General features: G+C 66.1%; 25 protein-coding genes. 21 read left to right on the top strand and 4 right to left on the bottom strand.

The genetic code is table 11. The annotated features are described in order from the left end of the window. Window positions 1–92 precede the first annotated feature (92 nt). The 4 genes from MJ956_RS17210 (at window position 93) to MJ956_RS17195 (ending at window position 3,665) form a co-directional block, all read left to right on the top strand. Window positions 93–263: a histidine kinase gene (locus MJ956_RS17210; protein ID WP_253965668.1), complete on the top strand. Its 171-nt coding sequence runs from the start codon at window positions 93–95 to the stop codon at window positions 261–263. After that, window positions 260–1,243, top strand: a complete 984-nt coding sequence (locus MJ956_RS17205) for a site-specific tyrosine recombinase XerD (protein ID WP_253965667.1) — start codon at window positions 260–262, stop codon at window positions 1,241–1,243. Before MJ956_RS17210 ends, MJ956_RS17205 begins: the two co-directional genes overlap by 4 nt. A gap of 180 nt (window positions 1,244–1,423) precedes the next feature. Then, window positions 1,424–2,377 carry an acetyl-CoA carboxylase carboxyltransferase subunit alpha gene (locus tag MJ956_RS17200; RefSeq protein WP_253965666.1) on the top strand — a complete coding sequence of 318 codons (954 nt, stop codon included), beginning with the start codon at window positions 1,424–1,426 and terminating at the stop codon, window positions 2,375–2,377. 292 nt (window positions 2,378–2,669) lie between these two features. Then, a complete protein-coding gene (locus MJ956_RS17195) occupies window positions 2,670–3,665 on the top strand; it encodes a L,D-transpeptidase family protein (RefSeq protein WP_341482742.1) in 996 nt (331 codons plus the stop codon). Between the two features lie 66 nt (window positions 3,666–3,731). On the opposite strand, the gene secA is transcribed toward MJ956_RS17195, so the two are convergent. Beyond that, complete coding sequence (secA, locus tag MJ956_RS17190) at window positions 3,732–6,461, bottom strand: preprotein translocase subunit SecA (protein WP_253965665.1); 2,730 nt, start codon at window positions 6,459–6,461, stop codon at window positions 3,732–3,734. A gap of 287 nt (window positions 6,462–6,748) precedes the next feature. Between secA and MJ956_RS17185 the strand changes: the two genes are divergently transcribed. The 6 genes from MJ956_RS17185 to MJ956_RS17160 all read left to right on the top strand — a co-directional run bounded on the left by MJ956_RS17185 (window position 6,749) and on the right by MJ956_RS17160 (window position 10,861). After that, on the top strand, window positions 6,749–7,636 hold the full coding sequence (locus tag MJ956_RS17185) for a peptidylprolyl isomerase (RefSeq protein WP_253965664.1): 888 nt from the start codon (window positions 6,749–6,751) through the stop codon (window positions 7,634–7,636). 177 nt (window positions 7,637–7,813) lie between these two features. Then, entirely contained in the window at window positions 7,814–9,055 is a 1,242-nt protein-coding gene (argJ, locus tag MJ956_RS17180) for a bifunctional glutamate N-acetyltransferase/amino-acid acetyltransferase ArgJ (protein WP_253965663.1), read from the top strand. Beyond that, window positions 9,036–9,824 carry a GNAT family N-acetyltransferase gene (locus MJ956_RS17175; protein ID WP_253965662.1) on the top strand — a complete coding sequence of 263 codons (789 nt, stop codon included), beginning with the start codon at window positions 9,036–9,038 and terminating at the stop codon, window positions 9,822–9,824. Before argJ ends, MJ956_RS17175 begins: the two co-directional genes overlap by 20 nt. Further along, entirely contained in the window at window positions 9,821–10,234 is a 414-nt protein-coding gene (locus MJ956_RS17170) for a (deoxy)nucleoside triphosphate pyrophosphohydrolase (protein ID WP_253965661.1), read from the top strand. The genes MJ956_RS17175 and MJ956_RS17170 overlap by 4 nt, the downstream gene beginning before the upstream one ends. Window positions 10,235–10,349: 115 nt before the next feature. Beyond that, window positions 10,350–10,667 carry a hypothetical protein gene (locus tag MJ956_RS17165; RefSeq protein ID WP_253965660.1) on the top strand — a complete coding sequence of 106 codons (318 nt, stop codon included), beginning with the start codon at window positions 10,350–10,352 and terminating at the stop codon, window positions 10,665–10,667. After that, window positions 10,661–10,861, top strand: a complete 201-nt coding sequence (locus MJ956_RS17160) for a Flp family type IVb pilin (RefSeq protein WP_341482741.1) — start codon at window positions 10,661–10,663, stop codon at window positions 10,859–10,861. Before MJ956_RS17165 ends, MJ956_RS17160 begins: the two co-directional genes overlap by 7 nt. 74 nt (window positions 10,862–10,935) lie before the next feature. Here the strand turns inward: MJ956_RS17160 and MJ956_RS17155 are convergent, their stop codons facing one another. Continuing rightward, window positions 10,936–11,838, bottom strand: a complete 903-nt coding sequence (locus MJ956_RS17155) for a class I SAM-dependent methyltransferase (protein WP_423724903.1) — start codon at window positions 11,836–11,838, stop codon at window positions 10,936–10,938. Between the two features lie 152 nt (window positions 11,839–11,990). On the opposite strand from MJ956_RS17155, the gene MJ956_RS17150 reads away from it, so the two are divergent. Genes MJ956_RS17150 through MJ956_RS17135 form a run of 4 tightly spaced genes read left to right on the top strand, consistent with a single transcriptional unit; the run spans window position 11,991 to window position 14,414 of the window. Further along, window positions 11,991–12,734 (top strand): ComF family protein, encoded by a 744-nt coding sequence (locus MJ956_RS17150; RefSeq protein ID WP_253965658.1) that lies wholly within the window; start codon window positions 11,991–11,993, stop codon window positions 12,732–12,734. 40 nt (window positions 12,735–12,774) lie between these two features. Then, entirely contained in the window at window positions 12,775–13,032 is a 258-nt protein-coding gene (gene grxC / locus MJ956_RS17145; RefSeq protein WP_253965657.1) for a glutaredoxin 3, read from the top strand. Between the two features lie 30 nt (window positions 13,033–13,062). Further along, complete coding sequence (locus tag MJ956_RS17140) at window positions 13,063–13,947, top strand: carbon-nitrogen hydrolase family protein (protein WP_253965656.1); 885 nt, start codon at window positions 13,063–13,065, stop codon at window positions 13,945–13,947. Then, complete coding sequence (locus tag MJ956_RS17135) at window positions 13,944–14,414, top strand: DUF1178 family protein (protein ID WP_253965655.1); 471 nt, start codon at window positions 13,944–13,946, stop codon at window positions 14,412–14,414. Before MJ956_RS17140 ends, MJ956_RS17135 begins: the two co-directional genes overlap by 4 nt. Window positions 14,415–14,433: 19 nt before the next feature. On the opposite strand, the gene MJ956_RS17130 is transcribed toward MJ956_RS17135, so the two are convergent. Further along, window positions 14,434–14,781: a hypothetical protein gene (locus MJ956_RS17130; protein ID WP_253965654.1), complete on the bottom strand. Its 348-nt coding sequence runs from the start codon at window positions 14,779–14,781 to the stop codon at window positions 14,434–14,436. Window positions 14,782–14,998: 217 nt separating this feature from the next. Further along, complete coding sequence (gene ubiG, locus MJ956_RS17125) at window positions 14,999–15,748, bottom strand: bifunctional 2-polyprenyl-6-hydroxyphenol methylase/3-demethylubiquinol 3-O-methyltransferase UbiG (RefSeq protein ID WP_253965653.1); 750 nt, start codon at window positions 15,746–15,748, stop codon at window positions 14,999–15,001. A 193-nt stretch (window positions 15,749–15,941) separates the two neighbouring features. Between ubiG and MJ956_RS17120 the strand changes: the two genes are divergently transcribed. From MJ956_RS17120 to MJ956_RS17090, 7 genes are all read left to right on the top strand, one after another. Next, a complete protein-coding gene (locus tag MJ956_RS17120; protein ID WP_253965652.1) occupies window positions 15,942–17,156 on the top strand; it encodes a glycosyltransferase family 2 protein in 1,215 nt (404 codons plus the stop codon). Continuing rightward, complete coding sequence (locus MJ956_RS18945) at window positions 17,146–18,237, top strand: acyl-CoA dehydrogenase family protein (RefSeq protein ID WP_253965651.1); 1,092 nt, start codon at window positions 17,146–17,148, stop codon at window positions 18,235–18,237. Before MJ956_RS17120 ends, MJ956_RS18945 begins: the two co-directional genes overlap by 11 nt. Beyond that, on the top strand, window positions 18,234–18,944 hold the full coding sequence (locus MJ956_RS17110) for a PIG-L deacetylase family protein (RefSeq protein ID WP_253965650.1): 711 nt from the start codon (window positions 18,234–18,236) through the stop codon (window positions 18,942–18,944). Before MJ956_RS18945 ends, MJ956_RS17110 begins: the two co-directional genes overlap by 4 nt. Continuing rightward, entirely contained in the window at window positions 18,932–19,555 is a 624-nt protein-coding gene (locus MJ956_RS17105; RefSeq protein WP_253965688.1) for a class I SAM-dependent methyltransferase, read from the top strand. Before MJ956_RS17110 ends, MJ956_RS17105 begins: the two co-directional genes overlap by 13 nt. 208 nt (window positions 19,556–19,763) lie before the next feature. After that, window positions 19,764–21,017 carry an aspartate kinase gene (locus MJ956_RS17100; protein ID WP_253965649.1) on the top strand — a complete coding sequence of 418 codons (1,254 nt, stop codon included), beginning with the start codon at window positions 19,764–19,766 and terminating at the stop codon, window positions 21,015–21,017. A 190-nt stretch (window positions 21,018–21,207) separates the two neighbouring features. After that, window positions 21,208–23,469 carry a phosphoenolpyruvate--protein phosphotransferase gene (gene ptsP, locus MJ956_RS17095; protein ID WP_253965687.1) on the top strand — a complete coding sequence of 754 codons (2,262 nt, stop codon included), beginning with the start codon at window positions 21,208–21,210 and terminating at the stop codon, window positions 23,467–23,469. Between the two features lie 85 nt (window positions 23,470–23,554). After that, window positions 23,555–23,961, top strand: a 407-nt coding sequence (locus MJ956_RS17090) for a PCRF domain-containing protein (RefSeq protein WP_253965648.1), incomplete at its 3' end; no start/stop codon positions are given.

Here is a 23,961-nt window from a genome sequence, read left to right as displayed (position 1 = left end):
AACCGGGCGCGTCGCTTGCGTCCCGCGCCATTCTCACTAGAAGCGAATGGCCGCAACGGGATCCGACCCAGCAGTGAGTGCGCCAGACCACGATGCCGACCCTCGTTCGCCTCCTGACGACGCTTCTCATCCTCGCCGGCATCATCTACGGCATCATGGCGGCGCTCGTCTACTTCGTCGAACCGACCCGCCGCGAGATGACGGTGGAGGTGCCGTTGCCCCAGCTCGATCCGGGGGCGCCGACGCAGAGCCTTCGCCGATGAGCGCGGCGTTCGCCCCGCCCGTCGCCGCCGGCTCGGCCGGGCGGCGCGACGAGGCCGACATCGAGAGCTTTCTCGAAATGATGGCGGTGGAGCGGGGCGCTTCCGACAACACCATCATCGCCTACCGGCGCGATCTCGCGGACGCGGCCAGCTTCATCGCCGGGCAGGGCGGTTCGCTGACAGCGGCGCAGACGGATGCTATCCGCGCCTATGTCGCGGGGCTCGGTGCCCGCGGCTTTGCCGAGAGCAGCCGCTCGCGGCGGCTGTCGGCGCTGCGCCAGTTCTACCGTTTTCTCTATGCCGAAGGCCGCCGTGGCGACGACCCCACCGGGCCGATCGAGGGCGCGCGAAAAAAGCGGCCGCTGCCGAAAATCATGAGCGAGGACGAAGTCGACCGGCTGCTCGGCCGGGCCGACGAGGAGGCGCGAGACCCGGATGCTTCGCCGCGCCGAATCGCGCGGGCGGCGCGGATGTACGCGCTGGTCGAGCTGCTTTACGCGACCGGACTGCGGGTTTCCGAACTCGTCAGCCTGCCGCGGGCGGTGTTGCGCGCGAAAAACCGGATGATCGTCGTGCGTGGCAAGGGCGACAAGGAGCGGATGGTACCGATCGGCGAGGCGGCGCGGGAAGCCTTGGCGCGATTTGCCGAGGCGATGCGGGCGGCCGGCGTCGCCGACGACGGACAATGGCTCTTCCCGGCGCTTTCGGAAAGCGGACATTTGACCCGGCAAGCTTTCGCGCGCGACCTCAAAGCGCTTGCCGTGCGGGCCGGCATTCCCGCCGGGCGGATGTCGCCGCACGTCCTGCGGCACGCCTTCGCCAGCCATCTCCTGCAGAACGGCGCCGATCTGAGGGCGGTACAGGAACTTCTCGGTCACGCCGATATTTCGACGACGCAGATCTACACCCATGTCCTGGAAGAACGCCTGATCCGTCTCGTGACCGATCATCATCCGCTGTCGGCGCTGAGCGGCGATTGAGGCCGCCATACGGGGTTCCTTGACAAGGCGGCGGCGTGTAGCCAGTTTCCGCCGCGCATGAAGACCTTCAGCCGATGGCGTCGGAGGGTGGCCGGTCCGGCCGCCGTCGATCTTGCCTCGCGGCCCGCCGGCCGCCCTGCCGGTCGCCAAATCCAAAGGACGGCCGACGCCGCGTAACCGATGCACAATTATCTGGATTTCGAAAAACCGGTCGCGGATCTGGAAGGCCAGATCATCGAGTTGAAGAAGATCGAGGGGGGCGAGGACGCCGTCGACGTTACCGACGAGATCCAGCGGCTCGAAAAGCGCTCGCGCGATGCCTTGGCCGACCTCTACCGCAAGCTGACGCCCTGGCAGAAGACGCAGGTGGCCCGGCATCCCGACCGGCCGCATTGCCTGGATTACATCAAACGGCTGGTCACCGATTTCGTGCCGCTGGCCGGCGACCGGTTCTACGCCGAGGACTACGCGATCATCAGCGGGTTCGGCCGGCTCGACGGTCAGCCGATCGCGGTCGTCGGCCAGGAAAAGGGCTCGGACACGCAAAGCCGTCTCAAGCACAATTTTGGCATGGCCCGGCCCGAGGGGTACCGCAAGGCCGTCCGCGTCATGGAACTCGCCGAGCGTTTTGGGATTCCCGTGCTCACCCTCGTCGATACGGCGGGCGCCTATCCCGGTATCGGCGCGGAAGAGCGCGGCCAGGCCGAGGCCATCGCGCGGTCGACGGAGGCCTGCCTCAACCTCAAGGTCCCGATGGTCTCGCTGGTGATCGGCGAGGGCGGATCGGGCGGCGCCATCGCCATCGCCACGGCCAATCGCGTGCTGATGCTTGAGCACGCGATCTACTCCGTCATTTCGCCCGAGGCCGGCGCTTCGATCCTCTGGCGCGACGCGACGCGGGCGCGCGACGTCGCCCAGGCGATGAAGATCACCGCGCAGGACCTGAAGGGCTTCGGCGTCATCGACGCCATCGTCGAGGAACCCGTCGGGGGCATTCATCGCTCGCCGGCGGAAGGGATCGACAAGGCGGCGGATGAGGTGCGGGGCGCCTTTGCGGAGCTTGCCAGCCTCGATGGCGAGGCGCTGCGGCGCCAGCGCCGGGAGAAGTTCCTGGCGATCGGACGGAATCTTTGAGGCCTGTTGCGGTTTCGCCGCGATCGCCGGTATCCTTCCGTTTCGGCATTTGCCAAACTGCCGCCATGGTCGTCGCCTAGGACAGCGGGTGTTGATCTGCCTATCAACTCGCGCGGTTTAGGGATTTTTTACCCTGAGCGCGGTACAATGGATCAAGTGCGCGATGGGCGTGGCCGGCTTGGCCAGGGCCGCCATCGTGAAGGACTGAGGGATAGCGCGGCACCTTGATGGCCGCGATCCGAATGGGGACGAGGATCGTCGGTGATCCTCGTATGCGATGGGGAATGAGGGGATGTTCGTCCGCCGTCTCGTGACGGCCGCCGCGCTCGCGCTGGGGCTCTTCACGCTTTCCGCTTGTAAATACAGCGATCTTCTGCCGGCCAACGCGCCGTTGCCGGCCGCGCTCGTCAAGGCGATCAAGGCCAATGGCATGGGCGTTAATTCGCCTATCCTGGTCCGGCTGTTCAAGGAGGAATCCGATCTCGAGGTCTGGAAACAGAAGACCGACGGCACCTACGCGCTGCTGAAGACCTATGAGATCTGCGCCTGGTCCGGGAAGCTCGGTCCGAAGAAGCAGGAAGGCGACCGGCAGGCACCGGAAGGCTTCTACACGGTGACGCCGGCGCAACTGAACCCGAACTCGAAGTTCCATCTGGCGGTGAATATGGGCTTTCCCAATGCCTATGACCGGGCGAACGGGCGCACGGGCACATTCCTGATGATCCACGGCTCCTGCAATTCGTCCGGCTGCTACGCCATGGACAACGATCAGATCACCGAGATTTTCGCGCTCGCCCGGCATTCCTTCGAAGGAGGACAGCGCGCCTTCCAGATCCAGGCCTACCCGTTCCGGATGACGCCGAAGAACATGGCGCGGCATCGCAATTCCGAACATTACGAGTTCTGGAAGATGCTGAAGAAGGGTTCCGATCATTTCGAGATCACCCGGCGCCAGCCGAATGTCGGCGTCTGCGATCGACGTTACGTCTTCGACCAAAGCGCTGACACGGTCGCGGGGCTCTCCCCCACCGGCGCCTGTCCGGACTTCGACCTGGCGCCGGAAGTGGCGGCCAAAGTGACGGCCGACGAGGTCAAGGAGCAGACGATCGCAGCGTCGATGGCGCCGAGCGAGTTCGCGGAAACCGCCAATTTCAGCTATCGTACGGGCCAGCCGATCTCGGCCGAGGCCTATGCCGCCGAACAGCATCGCCGCGAGGGATACGACCGCGAGGGCAACCGGATCGGCGCGTCCTCCGGCGGCTCGATCTTCTCCGGCTTTTTGAAGTAGACACGGATTTTCGGATTGGCCTTCCCGGCCTTTCGTTATTCTGGTTCCGCGCGTTACGGGACGTCCTCAGACCAGGGCGCCATGGCAGTGCTTGAACTTCTTGCCGGATCCGCAGGGACAAGGCTCGTTGCGTCCGACCTGACCCCAACTGCTGGTGTCGTTCGGATCGCGGCGAAGGCCGTCGGCCGCGGCCGGGGTGAAGTTCGCGGTGAGTCGCTTGGCTCCGTCCCCGATCTCGTCGACGCCGGTCGACGCGTCGAAGTGATGGGCTTCCATCCGCGGTAGCGGCGGTGCCTGCCGCTCCTCTTCGGGGCGCACCAGCTCGACGCGGGCCAGCTGCTTGGTCGTGCGCTCGCGCAGATTGCCGAGCATCGCCTCGAATAGCTCGAAGGATTCCGACTTGTACTCGTTCAGCGGGTCGCGCTGGGCGTAGCCGCGGAAGCCGACGACCGAACGCAGATGGTCGAGATTGACCAGATGCTCGCGCCAGAGCGCATCGAGGGTCTGCAGAACGACATTGCGCTGGACGTAGGTCATCACATCCCGCCCGAAGCGCTCGCCCTTGTCCCGTGCGGCGGCGTCGGCCGCTTCGCGGATACGCTCGCGGATGTCGTCCTCGGCGATCCCTTCCTCCGCCGCCCATTCCGCGACCCGCAGGTCGAGGTTCAGCAGTTCAAGGGCGTCGGCCTTCAATTCCGCGATCGACCATTGCTCGGGATAGGCGCGTTCGGGGATGTGGCGGGCGACCATCGCCTCGACGGTCTCGTGACGCATGTCGGCGATGGTCTCGTCCAGATCCTCGGCGTCCATCAGTTCGATGCGCTGCTCGAAGATGACGCGGCGCTGGTCGTTCATCACGTCGTCGTATTTCAGCAGGTTCTTGCGAATGTCGAAATTGCGCGCCTCGACCTTCTTCTGCGCTTTCTCCAGCGCCTTGTTGATCCAGGGATGGACGATCGCCTCGTCCTCCTTCAGGCCGAGCTTGGTCAGCATCGAGTCCATTCGCTCGGACCCGAAGATGCGCATCAGGTCGTCCTGCAGCGACAAATAGAACTTCGAGCGGCCCGGATCGCCCTGGCGTCCGGAGCGGCCGCGCAGCTGATTGTCGATCCGCCGGCTTTCGTGGCGCTCTGTCGCCAGCACATAAAGCCCGCCGGCCGCCAGCGCCTCGTCCTTCAGACGCTTGACGTCGGCCCGGATGGCGTCCTCCTTGGCCTTGCGCTCCGGCCCGTCGGGCATGTCGGCGAGTTCCCGCTCGATCCGCATGTCGGCGTTGCCGCCGAGCTGGATGTCGGTGCCGCGGCCGGCCATGTTGGTGGCGATCGTCACCGCGCCGGGCACGCCGGCCTGGGCGACGATATAGGCCTCCTGCTCGTGATAGCGGGCGTTGAGGACCTGGAAGTTCTTCAGCCCGTCCTTGCGCAGCCGTTCGGCGAGCAGCTCGGATTTCTCGATCGACGTCGTGCCGACCAAAGTCGGCTGGCCGCGCTTGGCGGCGTCCTGGATTTCGCGGCTGATCGCCCGGAACTTCTCCTCGAAAGTCCGGTAGACTTCGTCGTCCTCGTCGAGGCGCTGGATCGGCAGATTGGTCGGGATCTCGATCACGTCGAGACCGTAGATGTCGCCGAACTCGGCGGCTTCCGTCTGCGCCGTGCCGGTCATGCCGGCCAGCTTTTTATACATGCGGAAATAGTTCTGGAAGGTGATCGAGGCGAGCGTCTGGTTCTCGGGCTGGACGGTGACGCCTTCCTTGGCCTCGAGCGCCTGGTGCAGGCCTTCCGAATAACGCCGGCCCGGCATCATGCGGCCGGTGAACTCGTCGATGATGACGATCTCGTCGTTGCGGACGATATAGTCCTTGTCGCGCTGGAAGAGCGCATGCGCCTTCAGCGCATTGTTGACGTGATGAACGATCGCGACGTTCTCGATGTCGTAGAGCGACTCGCCCTGGAGATGGCCGGCGGCTTCCAGCAACCGCTCCAGCTTCTCGTTGCCCTCCTCGGTGAAGGTCGCCGTGCGCTGCTTTTCGTCGAGCTCGTAATCGCTCTTGTCGAGCTGCGGGATGAAGGCGTCGATGGTCTTGTAGAGCTCGGATCGGTCGTCGAGCGGTCCGGAGATGATCAGCGGTGTGCGCGCTTCGTCGATCAGGATCGAGTCGACCTCGTCGACGATGGCGAAGTGATGGCCGCGCTGGACCATCTGGTCGCGCTCATACTTCATGTTGTCGCGCAGATAGTCGAAGCCGAGTTCGTTGTTGGTGGCGTAGGTCACGTCGCAGGCATAGGCCGCCCGGCGCTGTTCGTCAGACATGCCGTGAACGATGGTGCCAACGCTCAGCCCGAGGAAGCGGTAGACCCGGCCCATCCACTCGGCATCGCGCGACGCCAGGTAGTCATTGACGGTGACGACGTGGACGCCCTTGCCTTCCAGGGCATTCAGATAGACGGCAAGGGTCGCCACGAGGGTCTTGCCCTCGCCGGTCTTCATCTCGGCGATGGCGCCGGAGTTCAGCACCATGCCGCCGATCATCTGGACGTCGAAATGGCGCATGCCGAGCGCCCGCTTGGCGCCTTCGCGCACGACAGCGAAGGCCGGCGCCAGCAGGTCGTCGATGGTTTTTCCCGCGGCGATCTCGGCGCGAAACGCCTCTGTCTTGGCCTGAAGCTCATCGTCGGTGAGACGGGAAAACTCATCCTCGAAGGCCGCGATGGGCTGGATCTTCGGCTGAAAGCGCCGCACCACCCTATCATTCGCCGAACCCAGCAACTTACGGGCGAGCCCGCCAAAACTGACCATGAACCGGTCCTTCCAAGTATGTGAGTCGCCGTCGCCGCAACCGGCTTGCCGGCCGCCACCACCGATTCCGGACAGTCGCTGGAATGTCGGAAGCCCTCAAACTTCGCGGAAGGCGGCTGGACTTTCAGATCGCGCGAGAGATAAGAGGGGGCCAAACCGATGTCAACGGCGGGCCGCCGACGGTCGCCGCGCCGTATGGAAAGCTCGCGCGGAGCCGCTGTGCAGTGCAACTCGCGGCTTGCTATTCGAGCTCGTCTTCCCTTGAACCGCAAAGGACGGTCTTTGCCATGACCTTCGATTTACGACTGATGCTCGCAGCAAGCGCTCTTGCTCTAGTGACCCTCGCCGCGCCGGTTGCCGCTGCCGAATCCGACGTTGTCGCGAAGGTCGGCGACAAGGAGATCACCGAGCGCGACCTCATGGCCGCCGCCAGCGCGATCGGCCAGCAGTTCGCCCAGCTGCCGCCCGAGCAGCGCAAGCTGGCCTTGCTGTCCGCCCTGATCGACATCAAGGCCCTTGCCCAGGCGGCCGAGAAGGCGAAGCTCCAGGACGAGCCGGACGTCGCCACCGAGATTGCCTTCCAGCGCGAACGCGCGCTTCACAATGCCTATTTCGCCAAGAACGGCGTCGGGGCGGTAACCGAGGAGGAACTCAAGGCGCGCTACGATAAGGAAATCGCCTCGGTCGATGCCAAGCAGGAGGTCCACGCCCGCCACATTCTGGTGAAGACCAGGGAAGAGGCCGAGGCGGTCATCAAGCAGCTCGACGAGGGCGCGGATTTCGAGGCTGTCGCCAAGGAGAAATCGACCGGCCCGTCCGGCCCCGAAGGCGGCGATCTCGGCTTCTTCGGCCCCGGCCAGATGGTGCCGGACTTCGAGAAGGCCGCGTTCGCGATGGAGCCCGGCAGCTATACCAAGGAACCCGTCGAGACCCAGTTCGGTTGGCACGTGATCAAGGTCGAGGAAAAGCGCGAGGCGCAAAAGCCGAGCTTCGAGCAGATCAAGGATCAGGTGCGCCAGGTGGTCCTGCGCGAGAAATATATGGAACTGGTGCGCGATGCCCGTGCCGAGCTGTCGGTCGAATATGTCGATCCGGAGCTGAAAGACCAGGTCGAGGCGATCGAAAAAAGCATGGAGCCGGGCGCCGCTCCGGCCACGGAACCGGCGGCGCAATAGCGGTTCTCGCCCCAAACGCGTTTCGCCGATCGCCGGTTGCGACCGAACCCGCGATCGGCGGACGGCCTCGGGGCGAGCCAGTCCGCCTGCCGCGGCGACCGGTTCTTGAGGCGATTGCTTCATGGCGCCACCGAATGCCTTTCGACCCCTTTGCAACCGACCTGTCCCGGTAACGATATGACGACGACCGTTTCGCCGCTCGCTCCCACCGCCTTCGCCGCGCTGCCTCCGATCGAGGGCGTGCGGATCGCGACGGCGGCCGCCGGCATCAAATATGCCGGCCGCACCGACGTCCTCCTGATGACGTTCGATCGGCCGGCCGCGGTCGCCGGTGTCTTCACCACGTCGAAATGCCCGTCGGCGCCGGTGGATTTCTGCCGCGAGAGCTTGCGCGGCGGCGTGGCCCGGGCGCTGGTCGTCAACTCCGGCAACGCCAACGCCTTCACCGGCAGGAAGGGACGCGAGGCGACGGAGATGACTGCGGCCGCCGCTGCGGCGGCGGTCGATGCTTCGCCGCGAGAGGTCTTTCTGGCCTCCACCGGGGTTATCGGGGAGCCGCTCGACGCCGGTAAGTTCACCGGCCTCCTGGCCGGGCTGGCAAAACAGGCCGCCGGCGACCGCTGGCGCGAGGCCGCCGACGCGATCATGACCACCGACACCTATCCCAAGCTTGCCACCCGGCAGGTAGCGATCGAGGGGACCGTGGTGACGATCAACGGCATCGCCAAAGGCGCCGGCATGATCGCGCCGGATATGGCGACGATGCTGTCCTTCGTCGCCACCGACGCCGCGATCGCCGCCCCGGCGTTGCAGGCGATGCTGACGGAGGGGGTGGCGCCGAGCTTCAATTCGGTGACGGTCGACAGCGATACCTCGACCTCCGACACGTTGCTTCTTTTCGCGACGGGCGCCGCCGCGCGGCGCGGTTGCCCCGAGATATCCGACGCCGACGACGACCGGCTCGCCGACTTCCGGAAAGCGCTTGGCGATCTCATGCTCGATCTCGCGCGCCAAGTCGCGCGCGACGGCGAGGGCGCACGCAAGGAGATTCAGGTCACCGTCGAGGGCGCGACCAGCGCCGCCGCCGCCAAGCGCATCGCGCTGGCGATCGCCAATTCACCGCTGGTCAAGACCGCGGTGGCCGGCGAGGACGCCAATTGGGGCCGCGTCGTCATGGCCGTCGGCAAGGCCGGCGAAGAGGCTGACCGCGACCGTCTGGCGATCCATTTCGGCGGCGTTCGGGTCGCCGTGGACGGCGCCCGCGATCCCGACTATTCGGAGGCCGAAGCCTCGGCCGTGATGCGAAAGCCGGAAATCCCGATACGGGTCGAACTCGGCCTCGGGGCTGGATGTTGGACGGTCTATAGCTGCGATCTGACCAAGGAATATGTCGCGATCAATGGCGATTACCGAAGCTGAGAAGATGCGCAAACTCGCCGTCGTCCGGCGGCTCGAGGCCGCGGGTTTCCGGGCCTGGCCGGCGTCTTCCACTGGGTTCGACGGCACCTGGGCGGTGCGCTTGACGGCCTCGTTTCCCGCCAAACGCCTGAATTCGGTCAATCCACTCGATCCGTCCGACAATTGCGATATCGCGCAGCGCATCGAACGTGCTGGTGAGGCATTCTCCGCATTCGGTCGCCCGATCATCGTCCGGCAGTCGCCGTTGGCTCCGCCCGAGCTGGTGGACTATCTCGACGCGAACGGGTGGGAACGCTTTGCCGAGTCGATCGTCATGACGGCGGACCTGACCAAGCTCGATTTCAGCGCCTCGATCGAACGGATTCCGATCCGCGACACGGCGCGCTATGTCGAGGCCAGCCTTCTGGTCCACGAACGTCCGTCGGCTTTGCGGGCGGGGCTGACGGACATATTGGAGGCGATCCGACCGCCGACGGGCTTGTTCGTTCGCGAGAACGACGCCGGATCGCCGATCGCGGTGGCGCTGGCGATTCATGACGCCGATCTCGCCGGTCTTCTCGACGTCGCCGTCCATCAGGGTGCACGCCAGAAGGGTATCGGCCGGGAGCTCGTCGCGACGGCGCTGCGCTACACGGTCCACAAGGGAGCCAGGACCGGCTGGGTCCAGGTCGAGGCGGACAATGCGGCGGGTCTTTCGCTGTATCGTTCACTCGGCTTTACGGAAGCCTATCGCTACGTCTATCGCGCCCCGCCGGGCGGAACCCGATGATCTCGGCGGAACGCCGCCTGCTGCTGGTTGCCGCATGCGCGCTCATCGATGCCGACGGACGCCTGCTCATCGCCGAACGTCCGGCCGGTAAGCCGCTCGCCGGGTTGTGGGAATTTCCCGGCGGCAAGGTCGAGCCCGGCGAGACGCCGGAGGCGACGCTGATCCGCGAACTGCGCGAGGAACTGGGCATCATGACGAAGGCGGCGTGTCTGGCGCCGCTGACCTTTGCCAGCCATTCCTACGACGACTTCCATCTGCTCATGCCGCTTTACATCTGTCGCCGTTACGAGGGCATCCCGGTCCCGCGTGAGGGGCAGCGGCTCAAATGGGTCCGCGCGACCCAGCTTCGCGACTACCCGATGCCGCCCGCCGACGAGCCCTTGATCCCCCATCTGATCGATCTGCTCTGAAGGCGCGGGAAAGAAATCCCTGCGCAGCTGTGAAGGCGCACCGCGCCGCTTAAGAGCTTTTTCACCGTAGACGCGCATATTGCTCTCGGGAGCTTGCCAGCTTTGTGAGGAAACCATGCGCGACTTCGAGGTTGATGACGAATTGGAAGGCGGGCGCCGTCCGTCCGACACCATCGTCGAAATCCGGACCGGGCTGCTCCGGGCCACGTTCCTGTTCGGGTCGATCGCGCTGGCGCTGGCGCTGATCATCACGCCGGCCGCCAAGCGAGGGGCCGACTATGTGGTTTCCACCGCCGCCCCGCAGATCGACGTGATGGCCACCGGTTCGATCGGTGGCGCGAACCGCTACACCGTGCGGCGCAGTGTCCTTCAGCGATCCGGTTCGCGACCCTGCGTGATATTTTCGGACGGCGGGAGCACGGGGGCATGCTGATCTGGCCGCTGCTGTGCCGTCGGTTTGAAAGCGCCTTCTCGATCGCGATGGATCTTCGGCGCGAGCCCAGCGGTGCGACCGCCGTCGAATACGCGCTGATCGCCGGGATCATCTCGCTTGCGATCATCGTCGGCGCGACGGCGATCGGCACGAACCTGAACGGCCTGTTCGCGGCGGTGGCCGCCGCCTTCTGACTTTCTGACATCCGCCCGGCGCGACCGCTATGGCACCGGCGTCGCTGACGTCCCTTTCCAGACAACGCACGCCCTCAGACCAGATCGTCCGATCGGTCCTTCAGCACCGCGGCGAGGCTGGTTCGGGCGCTGCCCGGCCGGAGCGGCTTTTGCTGGCTGTCATGCGGCCGCCAGCCGGACAGGTAGACGATATCGAAAGTGGCGCGTATGCGTCCGTCGGGATCGGAAAAGCGCTCCGCGTAAATCTCGGCCGCCCGCAAGAACAACCGTCGCGAGGCCGAACGACGGGACCGCTCGACCAGCATGTTGGCCATGCCCATGGCGCGCAAATCCGCCATCAGATCGAACAGCATGTCGTAACGCACCGTCAGCCGATCCTGATCGGCGACCGGCAGTGCAAAACCGGCCCGTTGCAGCAGGCCGCCGGCATCGCGCACATCGGTAAACGGCGCGACCCGTGGCGAGACGCCGCCGGGGAGCTCGGCCTCGGCCGAAAGAAGGGCGGTCCGAAGCTCCGACAAGGTCTCGCCGCCGAGAAAACCGCAAAGGAAGAGACCATCCGGCCGGAGGACCCGCCGGATCTGGACGAGAGTGCCCGGCGTGTCGTTGGTCAGATGCAGCGACAGGGGGGAAATGATGAGATCGACGCTGTCGTCGGCCAGCGGCAGGGCTTCCTCGTCGCCGACGCAGGCGAATTCCTCGTCCTTTAGCAGAGCCGCCAGCCGCTCGATCCGCACGACGCGGTCGGTCTGACCGCCAGCGCGAAGCCGCGCCGCCATTTCGCCGGTGTGGCCACCGAGGTCGACGGCGACCGCGAAACGGCGTTCGACCAGCGACAGCCGCTCGCCAAGTTCGTCGACGACCGCCCGCAGCAGAAAGCCGACGCCCGCCCGCGGCTCGGCGTCAAGCCAGCGCTGCCGCCGACGGTCGAGCAGAGCCCGATCGAAAACCTGGTGGTCCTGAATGTCTGGCATGATCTCTCGGCGCTCTATCGAATGTGACCGCGACAGTGCTTGTAGCTGACGGCGGGTGGCGTATCGTCAAGGGACGGTTCCCGTCGTCGCGGTGGTCCGACCGCCCGCGGTAGTCAACCGGGGGCACGGGGCCGGGGAGGGGGCAGGACGACGCAATGAGCCCATTCAAGCGCGGCGCCGTCGGCGGGGCGATCGGCCGGCTGCTGTTTCCGCCGGTCTGTCCGGGATGTCAGGCGGCAATCACGGGAGTGGACACGGTCTGTCCGGCCTGCTGGGCGAAACTGCGCTTCATCGAGCGGCCCTATTGCGAGGGTTTGGGGCTGCCCTTCGGCTACGATCTCGGGGCGGGATTCCTCTCGGCGGCGGCCATCGCCGATCCGCCGCCCTTCGCCCGGCTGCGGGCCGCGGTGATCTACCAGGATCTCGCCGCCCGCCTAGTCACGGCGCTGAAATACGGTGATCGCACCGATCTGGTGCCGCTGATGGCGGGATGGATGGCGCGTTCGGGCGCTGAGCTTCTCGGCGACGCCGACGTCGTGGTGCCGGTTCCCCTGCACGCGGGCCGGCTCTGGCGGCGCCGGTTCAACCAGTCCGCCGAAATTGCGCGGTTGCTCGCCCGCAACGCCGACATCGCCTTCGCGCCGCTGGCGCTCAGGCGGGTGAAGCCGACGCGCAGCCAGGTCGGATTGGGATCCCGCCAGCGGCGGGACAATGTTCGCGGCGCCTTTCGTGTCATCGATGCGCGACGACAGGAGATCGACGGACGCCATGTTCTGCTTGTCGACGACGTCTACACGACCGGTGCAACCGCCGCGAGCGCGACGCGGGCCCTAAAGCGGGCAGGCGCGAAGGATGTCGACGTTCTGACTTTCGCAAGGGTTGCGGCCGGCATGGAGTGAAGCCATATGCTCTCGGATTCATAAGCAGGAATGTGATCCGATGCCGGACGTGACCATCTACACTCGCCAGTTCTGCGGCTTTTGCGTGCGCGCCAAGCAATTGCTCGACCAGAAGGGTCTCATCTACGAGGAGAAGGACGCGAGTTCCTCCCCGCAATTGCGCCAGGAAATGTATCAGCGGGCGAAGGGTACAGTGACCTTTCCGCAGATCTTCATCGGCGAAACCCATGTCGGCGGTTGCGACGATCTCTACGCGCTGGAGCGCGCCGGCAAACTCGACGCATTGCTTTCCGCATGACAGGGTGTCGCTGACCACCGGGAATTCGCCATGACCGTCTTTCGCGCCGCCGTCCTGCAGATGCGCTCCGGGCTCGAGCCGCAAGCCAATGCCGAAGCTCTCGAAGGGCTCGTTCGCGAAGCCGTGGCGGGGGGCGCGTCCTATCTGCAGTCACCGGAAATGACCGGCATGGTCCATCGCGACCGGGCCGAATTGATAAAACGGCTTCGATCCGAGGACGACGACCTCCTGGTCGCCACGGCCGAACGGCTCGCCAGGGAACATTCGGTCTACCTGCATCTCGGCTCGACAGCCATCGCGGCGGGCGATGGCAAGGTCGCCAACCGGGCGCTTCTGTTCGCGCCCGATGGTAGCCGCGTCGCCACCTACGACAAGATCCACATGTTCGACGTCGATCTCGACAATGGCGAGAGCTGGCGCGAATCGCGAACCTATCGGCCGGGAACGCGCGCGGCGTTGGCCGATCTCAGCTTTCCCCATGGCGTCGCGCGGCTTGGCTTCGCGATCTGCTACGACATGCGGTTTCCACAGCTGTTTTGCCAGGAGGCGCTGGCCGGTGCCGAGATCCTCACGGCGCCGGCCGCCTTCACGCGCCAGACCGGCGAAGCGCATTGGCACGTCCTCTTGCGCGCCCGCGCGATCGAGAATGGCGCCTATATGGTCGCCGCGGCGCAGGGCGGCCGCCATGACGACGGTCGCGAGACCTTTGGCCATTCGCTGATCGTCGACCCGTGGGGCCGGGTGATCGCCGAAATTGACGGCGCCGAGCCGGGCATCGCCATCGCGACGATCGACACCGCCGAGGTCGCGGCGGCGCGGGCGAAAATTCCCAATCTGCGGAACGCGCGCGACTTCGTCGTCGGCGATGCAACAGCGCCGATCCGCGGGACCGGGTCCAGCGAGGCGGCTGAGTGATCAGCTTCGCGCTCCGCTGCCATCCCGCCGCCCATGCGTTCGACGGCTGGTTCCGGTCCGGCGAGGATTTCGAGCGGCAGGCGGACGCCGGCTTGCTCGCCTGTCCGATCTGCGGCTCCAGCGACGTTTCCAAGGCGTTGATGCGGCCCGCGATCGCCACGAGCGCAAAGACGAAGGCTCCGGATGCCGCGACCGGCGGCGCGGTCGAACCGTCCCGGCCGGCCGTGGAATTCGCCAACGCCGAGGCGGCGAAGGCGATCGCCCAACTGCAGGCGATGACGCGCGAGTTGCGGGCGAAGGCGGATTATGTCGGGCCGAGATTCGCCGAGGAAGCGCGGCGCATTCATTATGGCGAGAGCGAGCATCGGCAGATCTATGGCGAGGCTTCGACGCGGGAGGTCAAGGGTCTGCGCGAGGAGGGTATTGCCGCGTTTCCGCTGCCAGGGCTTCCCGAGGACAAGAACTGACGCGGCCGGGCCTGCTTCCTCAGCCGCGCGCGGTACGGGCGAGGGTCACGCCCTTGCGGCGCGAAGCGGGGTCGCTGTCGTCGAACAGGCCGGCTTCGGTCGCCTGGCTGTAGAGGAGATCGCCCTTGGTGCCGGCGATCAGCCGGAGATCGCGGAGTTCGCACAACGCGGCGACCTGGAACGCCAGTGATCGAAGATGGACACGATTATAGCAGAAAAAGGCCAGCCTGGCCCGCGATGGACCGGGGATTTCCTGGATGAGAGCCTGTTTGGTCCGACCGTCCGAGCGCAGCAGCAGCGCCAGAATCTCCAGATGGATCGGACAACTCGCCTCGTTGGGTATGCTGTCTGTTTGTGCCGCGACCATCTCGCCCTCCAAATTCGCTCGTCTACACGTGCCGGTTCCCGTCAGATTTTGATGTCTGTGGTTGTGCACGCACCGCGCGCCCGCAACCGGACAATGCGGTCGGAAGCTTGCGCGCAGCTTGCCTGTCGCGAGTTTGGTCGATTATCCCCCGTTTTTCGTCAAAGGCTCATGCGAAGCTGCGGTGACGGGGATCTATTCGATGGCGCCGATCGGGCTTTCAGCCGCTCGGGCGCCGCGCCAGCACCATGTAATTGACGTCGAGATCGCGCGACCGTCGCCATGCGTCGGCCAGCGGATGATAGACGACACCCGTCTCATCGATCATCGACAGCCCGGCCCGTTCGGCCGGTGCCGCGATTTCTTCCGGTCGCACGAGCTTGGCGTATTGGTGGGTGCCCCTGGGCAGCCAGCCAAGCACATATTCGGCGCCGACGATCGCGAAGCCGAGCGCCTTCAGCGTCCGGTTGATCGTTGCGACGAACAACAGGCCGCCGGGCTTCACCATCCGCGCGCAGGACGTCAGAAACAGCTTGACATCGGCGACGTGTTCGACGACTTCGAGAGCCAGAACGACGTCGAAGCGCTCGCCGCCCTCAGCGATGGCCTCGGCGGTGGTCGCGCGATAGTCGATCGTAAGGCCGCTCTCGGCAGCATGGATCTTCGCCACCTCGATATTGGTTTCCGACGCGTCCGCGCCGACGACACTGGCGCCGAGCCTTGCCATCGGCTCGCAGATAAGGCCCCCACCGCAGCCGATATCGAGCACCGACAGCCCCTCGAAGGGGCGCGCGCTCCGCACGTCGCGGTCGAAATTCATCGCCAGCTGTTCGCGAATATATTCCAGCCGGACGGGATTGAACTTGTGGAGCGGCTTGAACTTGCCAGCCGGATTCCACCATTCCTGGGCGAGGCGCGAGAAGCGCTCCACTTCGTCCGCGTCGATCGTCGTGCTTCCGCTGGTGTTCATTCGACCCTCGTCCGTCTTGCCGATGTCCGTGCGCATGTTCCGCCGCAAGGTCCAAAGTCAAGCCGGTGAGCCGACCGACGCCCGCGCGGGCGAGTGGTTTGGGAAGTCGGGTAACGATTTGGCCGGATTGGCGGGGGAACGCGGCGGTGCGGTTCGATGTTTCGGCTCGGTTCCGACACGATGGCAGATCACTATGTCGCGCGAAGAGAAAACCATTAGGGCCGACGCGGTCGGTAGCCGCCGGCCGTCGCGCTCATCGGGTGCGAGGGGCGATCCGCTCGCCTTCGTGCCCCGTCCTTTCTTCTCGTCGTTCGCCGGGGATCGGGCGGGCGTCGATCTGCGGCCTATCGTGGCCGTTCCGGCGCGCGACGAGGCGCGACGGCTGCCGGGTCTGATCCGCGCGCTGGCGACCCAGAGCTGGTGCGAAAGAACCCGTGATCGGCTCCCGGTCGTGCTGATCCTCAACAATTGTCGCGACGACTCGCTTGCGGCCGCCTGCCGCGAGGCCGACAAGCATGCGGGCATCGAGCTACATGCCATCACCGTGGAATTCGGCCCGGCGGAGGCGCATGTCGGCACGGCGCGGCGGCTCGCGATGGAAACAGCCCGCGCGCTCTGCCCGCTGCGCGATCTGGCTGTGCTGCTGACGACCGATGCCGACGCTGTGCCGGCGCCCAATTGGGTCGATGCCAATCTGGCCGCGATTTTTGAGGGCGCCGCCCTCGTGGGGGGGCGGCTCGTCGGCAATGTGAGGGAAGAAGCGCTGTTGGGGCCGGCGTTTCTGCGGCGCGCGCGCGACCAGCACGAATTTGCGATGTTGAGCGACCGGCTGACTGCGATCGTCGATCCGCTGCCGCACGATCCCTGGCCCCGCCATCAGGATCATACCGGCGGAAGCCTGGCGGTCAGGGCCGACGTGTATGATCGGGTGGGCGGGCTGCCGGCATCGCGTCGCAGGGAGGATCTTGCTTTCGTGACAACCGTCCGTTCAAGCGGCTTCAAGCTGCGGCACGCTCCGGAGGTCGTCGTCGAGGTTTCGGCCCGGCTGTCCGGTCGTGCCGTGGGCGGTATGGCCGACTGTTTGACGCAATGGCTCGCCGCGACAAAAGCCGGCGATCCGCATCTGGTGGAGGCTCCAACGGCCATTCTCGAACGTGCACGGCGACGGCGCCTGTTGCGGACCCTTGCAAACCACGACGCGGCGGCGCTTGCCACCGTCGCCACGGGTCTTTCCATCCTGCCGGCCGATCTTCATGATCGCGACGGGCAGCTCCTGTCGCCGGAGCGGCTGGTCGAGCGCTTCGCCCCCGACGAACCCGACGCCACGCCGACCGTTCCGGTCGGGGCAGCGATCGCCGAACTTGCTGAATTGATCAAAGGTTTCGGGAGCGCGTCCCGTGCGGCATGATCCGTACGAAGCGACGCGACTGGAGGAATTGTCGGATCGCCTCGCCGTCCTTGCCGCCGCGCGGGACCGCGACGGCGAATTTCCCCATGAGGCATTCGCGGTGCTTGAGTCGGGCGGCTATTCCACCCGCCCGCCGGTCGGCTCCGGCGAAACCGCTCAGCTGTTGCGGCTTCTGGCCGCGATCGGCCGCGGCGATCTCAGCACCGGCCGGGTTTTCGAGGGGCACGTCAACGCGTTGCAGCTGGTCTATCGATACGGGACGTCGGAACAGGCGGCGGCGTATCGCGCCAAGGCGCGGGAGGGGGAGTTGTTCGGTGTCTGGAACACCGACGCGCCGGACGATCCGCTGCGGCTCGAAAAGGGACATTATAGTGGCAAGAAGAACTATGCCTCCGGCGTCGACGGCTTGTCGCAGGCGATCGTGACGGCGCCGACGGCGGCAGGTCGCCAGATGATGCTGGCGCCGCTCGCCGCCGCGTCGATCGACCGGTCCTGGTGGCGACCGCTCGGCATGCGGGCGTCGGGAAGCCACATTATCGACCTGACGGGGGTCACCGCCGACGCCGAGCACGCCCTCGGGCAACCGGACGACTATATCCGCGAGCCATGGTTCAGCGGCGGCGCGATCCGCTTCGCCGCCGTGCATGTCGGCGGAATGCATGCGGTACTGGATACCGCCCTGGCGCATCTCACGAGCACCGGGCGGGCCGCCGACCCCCACCAGTCGCATCGTCTGGCGCGCATGGGAATCGCCGTGGAGTCGGGCTATGGCTGGATCGATCGGGCCGCCGAAGCCTGGGGTGCCGCCGAGAGCGCGCCGGACGACGCGGGGCCCGCGAAGGCACTTCTGGCCTATGCCAACGCGGCGCGTTCCGCGGTCGAGGCCAACGCCTTGCTGGTGTTGGAAACGGCGGAGCGCGCCGTTGGCGCCGCAGGGTTCAACGCGCCGCATCCTTTGGAACGGCTGGTCCGGGATCTTCGCACCTATCTGCGACAGCCGAACCCGGATGGCGCGCTGCGTTCCCTCGGCGAAGCAATGGCAGCCGGGACCTGGCATCCGGGCTCGCGGGGCCGAGCATGACCGACCCAGGACCACCACGGGCATTCGCGGCCGAGCGGGTTCTCGTCGTCGCGCCGCATCCCGACGACGAGTCGCTGGGCTGCGGCGGAGCGATCGCCAGCGTCGCGGCGGGCGGACGGCAGACCCACACGATCTTCGTCACCGACGGCGGCGCGTCGCACCCCGGTTCCGCCACATGGTCTCGGGAGCGATTGGCCGCCCAGCGCGAAGTCGAAGCGTCGAATGCCCTGGAATGCCTCGGCGCCGCCGACCATCCACGCAGCTTCCTGCGTTTGCGCGACGCCGATATGCCAGCGGAGGGCACCGCGCTTTGGCGCGAAGCCGAAAGCAAGGTGGTGGAAATCGTCAGTGATTTCCGGCCTGACCTCGTTCTTCTGCCGTGGCGCCGCGATCCGCATCGCGATCACCGGGACGGTTGGCGGTTGGTCACGGCGGCGCTGGCGGGCCAGCGGCCGTTGCAGCTCGAATACGCGATCTGGCTGGACGAACTGGGCGCGGCCGGCGATCGGCCCCGCTCGGGCGAAATGGTCGAATGTCGCCTCGATATTACGCCATATCAGGCGGCCAAGCGGTCGGCCGTGGCGGCGCATATCTCACAGACGACGAATCTGATCGCCGACGACCCGCAAGGATTTCGACTGACCGCAGCCACGATCGAACGGCTGACCGGAACCGAAGAGATCTATTGGCAGCCATGCGGAAGGTGATCGACGTCGCGGGATTCGAGGCGCTGTTCGCGTCCGATCCGGACCCGTGGCGCTATGCGGAGGCGCCGTTCGAGCATTACAAGCGTGGCATCCTGCTGCGAGCCTGCGGAACCCGCCGCTATGGCCGAGGGCTGGAGCTGGGCTGCGCCAATGGCGAAACCACGGCGGCATTGGCGGACCGGTGCCTGCGCCTGACAGCGACGGACGGTTCGGCGACCGCCCTGGACATCGCCCGGCGCCGCAACAGCGGGCGAGAGAACGTGACCTTCGTCGAGGCCGTGCTGCCGGAGGCGATGCCCACAGGACCATTCGATCTGATCGTGGTCTCGGAAGTGCTTTACTACCTGTCTCCGAAGGCATTGCGGCATTGTCTGTCGGCGCTCGAACAGGCGATCGCACCGGGTGGCCGGATCGTCCTCTTGCATCATATCGTCCCCTTCGACGATGCGGCCACCTTGCCGGCGCGGGCCACCATGATCGCCAAGCGTTTCCTGCGTCGGCGCTGGCGGCTGCAAGTTCATTACCGCAACGCCCGTTATGTGGCTCTCGCGTTCGATACGGGCCGAGGGGCAAGGAAAGCGGGGATAAGGCGCGATCGAACCCGACGTTGACCCCAAGCCCTTCGGTGGCAGAGCGCGCGCGTCGCCAGCGAGGTCTCAAACGGCGACCCCCGATTGCAGTTGCGGGCCGCATCGGCTAGGGAACCCCCGCTTGACCCTTTACCGGGTATCTCGGGAACGCGCTATGACAAGCGTTCGCCGCACCCGCCACCGACCGGGCCCAAGGGCTCGGTCCCCCAAAGACATCGAACCCGTTTTCATGGCCCGTCTCGTCCTCAAATTCGGCGGAACCTCCGTCGCTGACATCGACCGCATCCGCAACGTCGCGCGGCATGTCAAACGCGAGGTCGATTCTGGTCACGACGTCGCCGTGGTGGTCTCGGCCATGGCCGGCAAGACCAATGAACTCGTCGGTTGGTGCCGCGAGGCCTCGCCGATTCACGACGCGCGCGAATACGATGCCGTCGTCGCATCGGGCGAACAGGTGACCGCCGGAATCCTGGCGATCACGCTTCAGGCGATGGGGGTCAACGCGCGCTCCTGGCAAGGCTGGCAGATCGCCATCCAGACCGACGGCGCTCATGGCGCGGCGCGCATCCAGGAGATCGACGCCTCCGACATCATTCGGCGGTTCGACGAAAACCAGGTGGCGGTCATCGCCGGCTTTCAGGGGATCGCGCCCGACAATCGCATCGCCACGCTCGGCCGCGGCGGCTCGGATACATCCGCCGTGGCCGTTGCCGCGGCGCTGGGCGCCGACCGCTGCGACATCTATACCGACGTCGACGGGGTCTACACCACCGATCCGCGGATCGAGCCGAAGGCGCGGCGCATGGCCCGCATCTCCTTCGAGGAGATGCTGGAGATGGCCTCGCTCGGCGCCAAGGTGCTACAGGTCCGCTCCGTCGAACTCGCCATGGTGCACAAGGTGCGCACCTTCGTGCGTTCGTCTTTCGACGACCCCGACGCGCCCGGCATGGGCGATTTCGACAACCCGCCGGGAACGCTCATTTGCGACGAGGATGAAATCGTGGAACAGCAGGTCGTCACAGGGATCGCCTATGCCAAGGACGAAGCGCAGATCTCGCTGCGCCGGGTCGCCGACCAGCCGGGAGTAGCGGCGGCGATCTTCGGGCCGCTCGCCGAGGCCGGCGTCAATGTCGACATGATCGTCCAGAACATCTCGGAATCGGGCGCCTCGACCGACATGACCTTCACGGTTCCGGCCGGCGATCTGGGCAAGGCCACCGCCGTGCTCGACAAGGCCAAGGCCGAAATGCGCTACGACACGATCCAGAGCGAACAGGGGCTGACCAAGGTCTCGGTCATCGGGGTCGGCATGCGCAGCCATACGGGCGTCGCCGCCACTGCCTTCAAGGCGCTGGCCGACCGTGGCGTCAACATTCGCGCCATCACCACCTCCGAGATCAAGATCTCGATCCTGATCGATGGGGACTACACCGAGCTGGCGGTTCGCGCCCTGCATTCGGTCTATGGTCTCGACAAGGGTTAACGTCGTAAGGCGAAGCCCTCGTGTCGCCGAAAGGCGCGCCACAACATGTTTTTCCGGGCGATGGGGTGTCGTCCTTCCGGTGGGTTTCTCAGTGAAGCTGAGTATGTGATCTTGTAGAGACAGGCCGTGCCGTACCGGGATTGGCCCGGGTAGGGCGCCGCAGCGACTCGTGAAACGGAAGTCCGCGTTGTTGAGAAGCGACATGTCAGGTCCGCGCGTCCTCATGCGCCGCATCCGGGAGCTCATGGCCGAGCCTCTCGACGCACAGGCGCGCCTCGACCAGATTGTCCGCTCGATCGCGCAGAACATGGTGGCCGAGGTCTGCTCGCTTTACGTCCTGCGGGCCGACGCCGTCCTGGAGCTCTATGCCACCGAGGGTCTCAATCCGGGCGCCGTCCACCTCGCCCAACTCACGCTGGGCGAGGGACTGGTCGGCACCATCGCGGCGACGGCGCGGCCGCTGAACCTGTCCGAGGCGCAGAAACACCCGGCCTTCACCTATCTGCCGGAAACCGGGGAGGAGATCTTCCACTCCTTCCTGGGTGTGCCGATCCTGCGGGCTGGGCGGACCCTCGGCGTGCTCGTCGTCCAGAACAAATCCGCGCGGATCTATCGCGACGAAGAGTCCGAGGCGCTGGAGACGGTGGCAATGGTCGTTGCCGAGATGATCGCGGCCGGCAGTCTGGAGGGCCTGCAGCGTCCCGGCGTCGCGCTCGATCTGTCGCGGCCGGTCAGTTTCGATGGCGTTGCCCTGTCGGACGGCATCGGCCTTGGCAAGGTGGTTCTGCACGAGCCGCGGGTGGTCGTCACCAACCTGTTCAACGAGGACATGGACGCGGAGGTCGAACGTCTCGACAAGGCGCTCGGTATCCTCAGGGTGTCGATCGAGAACATGCTGTCGCGCCGGGACGTGGCGGGCGAGGGCGAGCACCGGGCCGTGCTGGAGGCCTACCGCATGTTCGCCCATGACCGGGGCTGGGTGCGCCGGCTGGAGGAGGCCGTGCGCAACGGACTGACCGCGGAAGCCGCGGTCGAGAAGGTGCAGTCGGACATGCGGGCCCGCATGATGCACATGACCGATCCGTATATTCGCGAGCGGCTGCATGATTTCGACGATCTCGCCAACCGGTTGCTGCGCCAGTTGATCGGCCGCGATGACCACGCCGGCACGGAGAATGCCGACGCCATCATCGTCGCGCGTTCGATGGGCGCAGCGGAGCTGCTCGACTATCGCCGGGATGACATTCGCGGGCTGGTGCTGGAAGAGGGCGCGGCGACCAGCCATGTCGTCATCGTGGCGCGGGCGCTGGGAATTCCGGTCGTTGGTCAGGTCAAGGGCGCGGTCTCGATGTCGGAGAACCGCGATTCGATCATCGTCGACGGCGAGGACGGCAGCGTTCATCTGCGCCCGCGGCCGGAGCTCGAGGCGCTCTATTCCGACAAGGTGACATTCCGGGCCAAGCGCCAGGAACGCTATCATTCGCTGCGCGATGTGCCGACCGAGACCAAGGACGGCGTGCCGATCAGCCTGCAGATGAACGCCGGCCTTCTCGTGGACCTGCCGCAACTCGACGCGGCGGGGGCGGAAGGCATTGGCCTGTTCCGCACCGAACTTCAGTTCATGGTGGCCTCGACGATGCCGCGCGCTCGCGATCAGGAGCGGCTTTATTCGGCGGTGCTCGATGCGGCCAACGGCCGGCCGGTGACGTTTCGCACGCTGGATGTCGGCGGCGACAAGCTGCTGCCCTATCTCAGCCAGTCGCCGGAGGAGAACCCGGCGCTGGGCTACCGGGCGCTGCGGCTTGCCCTCGATCGTCCCGGCCTGATGCGCACCCAGCTGCGGGCGCTGCTGAAGGCCGCCGCGGGGCGCGAACTGCGCGTCATGTTCCCGATGGTGACGGAGGTGACGGAGCTGCGGCAGGCGCGCGAGATGATCCGCCGCGAGTTCAAGCATCTGACGCGCTTTGGCCATGTCATGCCGAACCGGCTGAAGGTCGGCGCGATGATCGAGGTGCCGGGGCTCTTGTTCCAGCTCGACGAACTGATGGAATTGCTCGATTTCGTGTCCGTCGGCTCGAACGACCTCTTCCAGTTCTTCTACGCCGTCGACCGGGGCAATGCGCGTGTCGCCACCCGCTTCGACGATTTGTCGGCGCCGTTCCTGCGGGCGTTGAAGTTGATCGTCGATGCCGGGCAGCGTCACGATGTTCCGGTGACGCTGTGCGGCGAGATGGCCGGTCGTCCGCTTTCGGCGATGGCGTTGATCGGACTCGGCTTCCGCTCCATATCCATGTCGCCGCCCTCGATCGGTCCGGTGAAGGCGATGATCGTCGAGCTGGAGGCGGAAAAGCTTTCCGAGGCGCTGGCGCGGCAACTCGACGGCGGTCATCCGGCGGCCAGTCCGCGACAGCTTCTCGTCGATTTCGCCGAAGCCAACGGAATCCCGGTTTAGCGGACCGCTGTGGCCGCCGGCTCGTTTCGCTTCTTCGCCGCGGCCAGCCGCGCTCCATTCACGTTGACATCAGCTTCAGGACATTATGGCGACGCTGCCGAATTCAACCCTTGATGAGATCCTGGCCCGTTTCGGTCATCTCGAGAACGAGATGGCCAAGGGGCCGCCTCACGACGTCTATTCCAAGCTCGCCGCGGAATATTCCGGCCTTGAGGCGGTGGTCGCGGCGATCCGCTCTTATCGCAAGGTGGAGCGGGAACTCGCCGATTCCCGCTCGCTGCTCGACGACCCGTCCGCCGATCGCGAGATGCGCGGCCTCGCCGAGACCGAGATCGACGAGTTGAAGGCGCGTCTCGCCGAACTCACCGACGAGATTCGCATTCTGCTGTTGCCCAGGGACGCGGCCGACGAAAAAGGTGTCATCCTGGAAATCAGGGCAGGCACAGGCGGGTCCGAGGCGGGGCTCTTCGCCGGCGACCTCTTCCGTATGTA

This window comes from Aurantimonas marianensis (assembly GCF_024195285.1).
Classification (GTDB): domain Bacteria; phylum Pseudomonadota; class Alphaproteobacteria; order Rhizobiales; family Rhizobiaceae; genus Aurantimonas; species Aurantimonas marianensis.
Note: the sequence above shows the minus strand (reverse complement) of the source record. Positions and strands in the feature narration are given on the sequence as shown.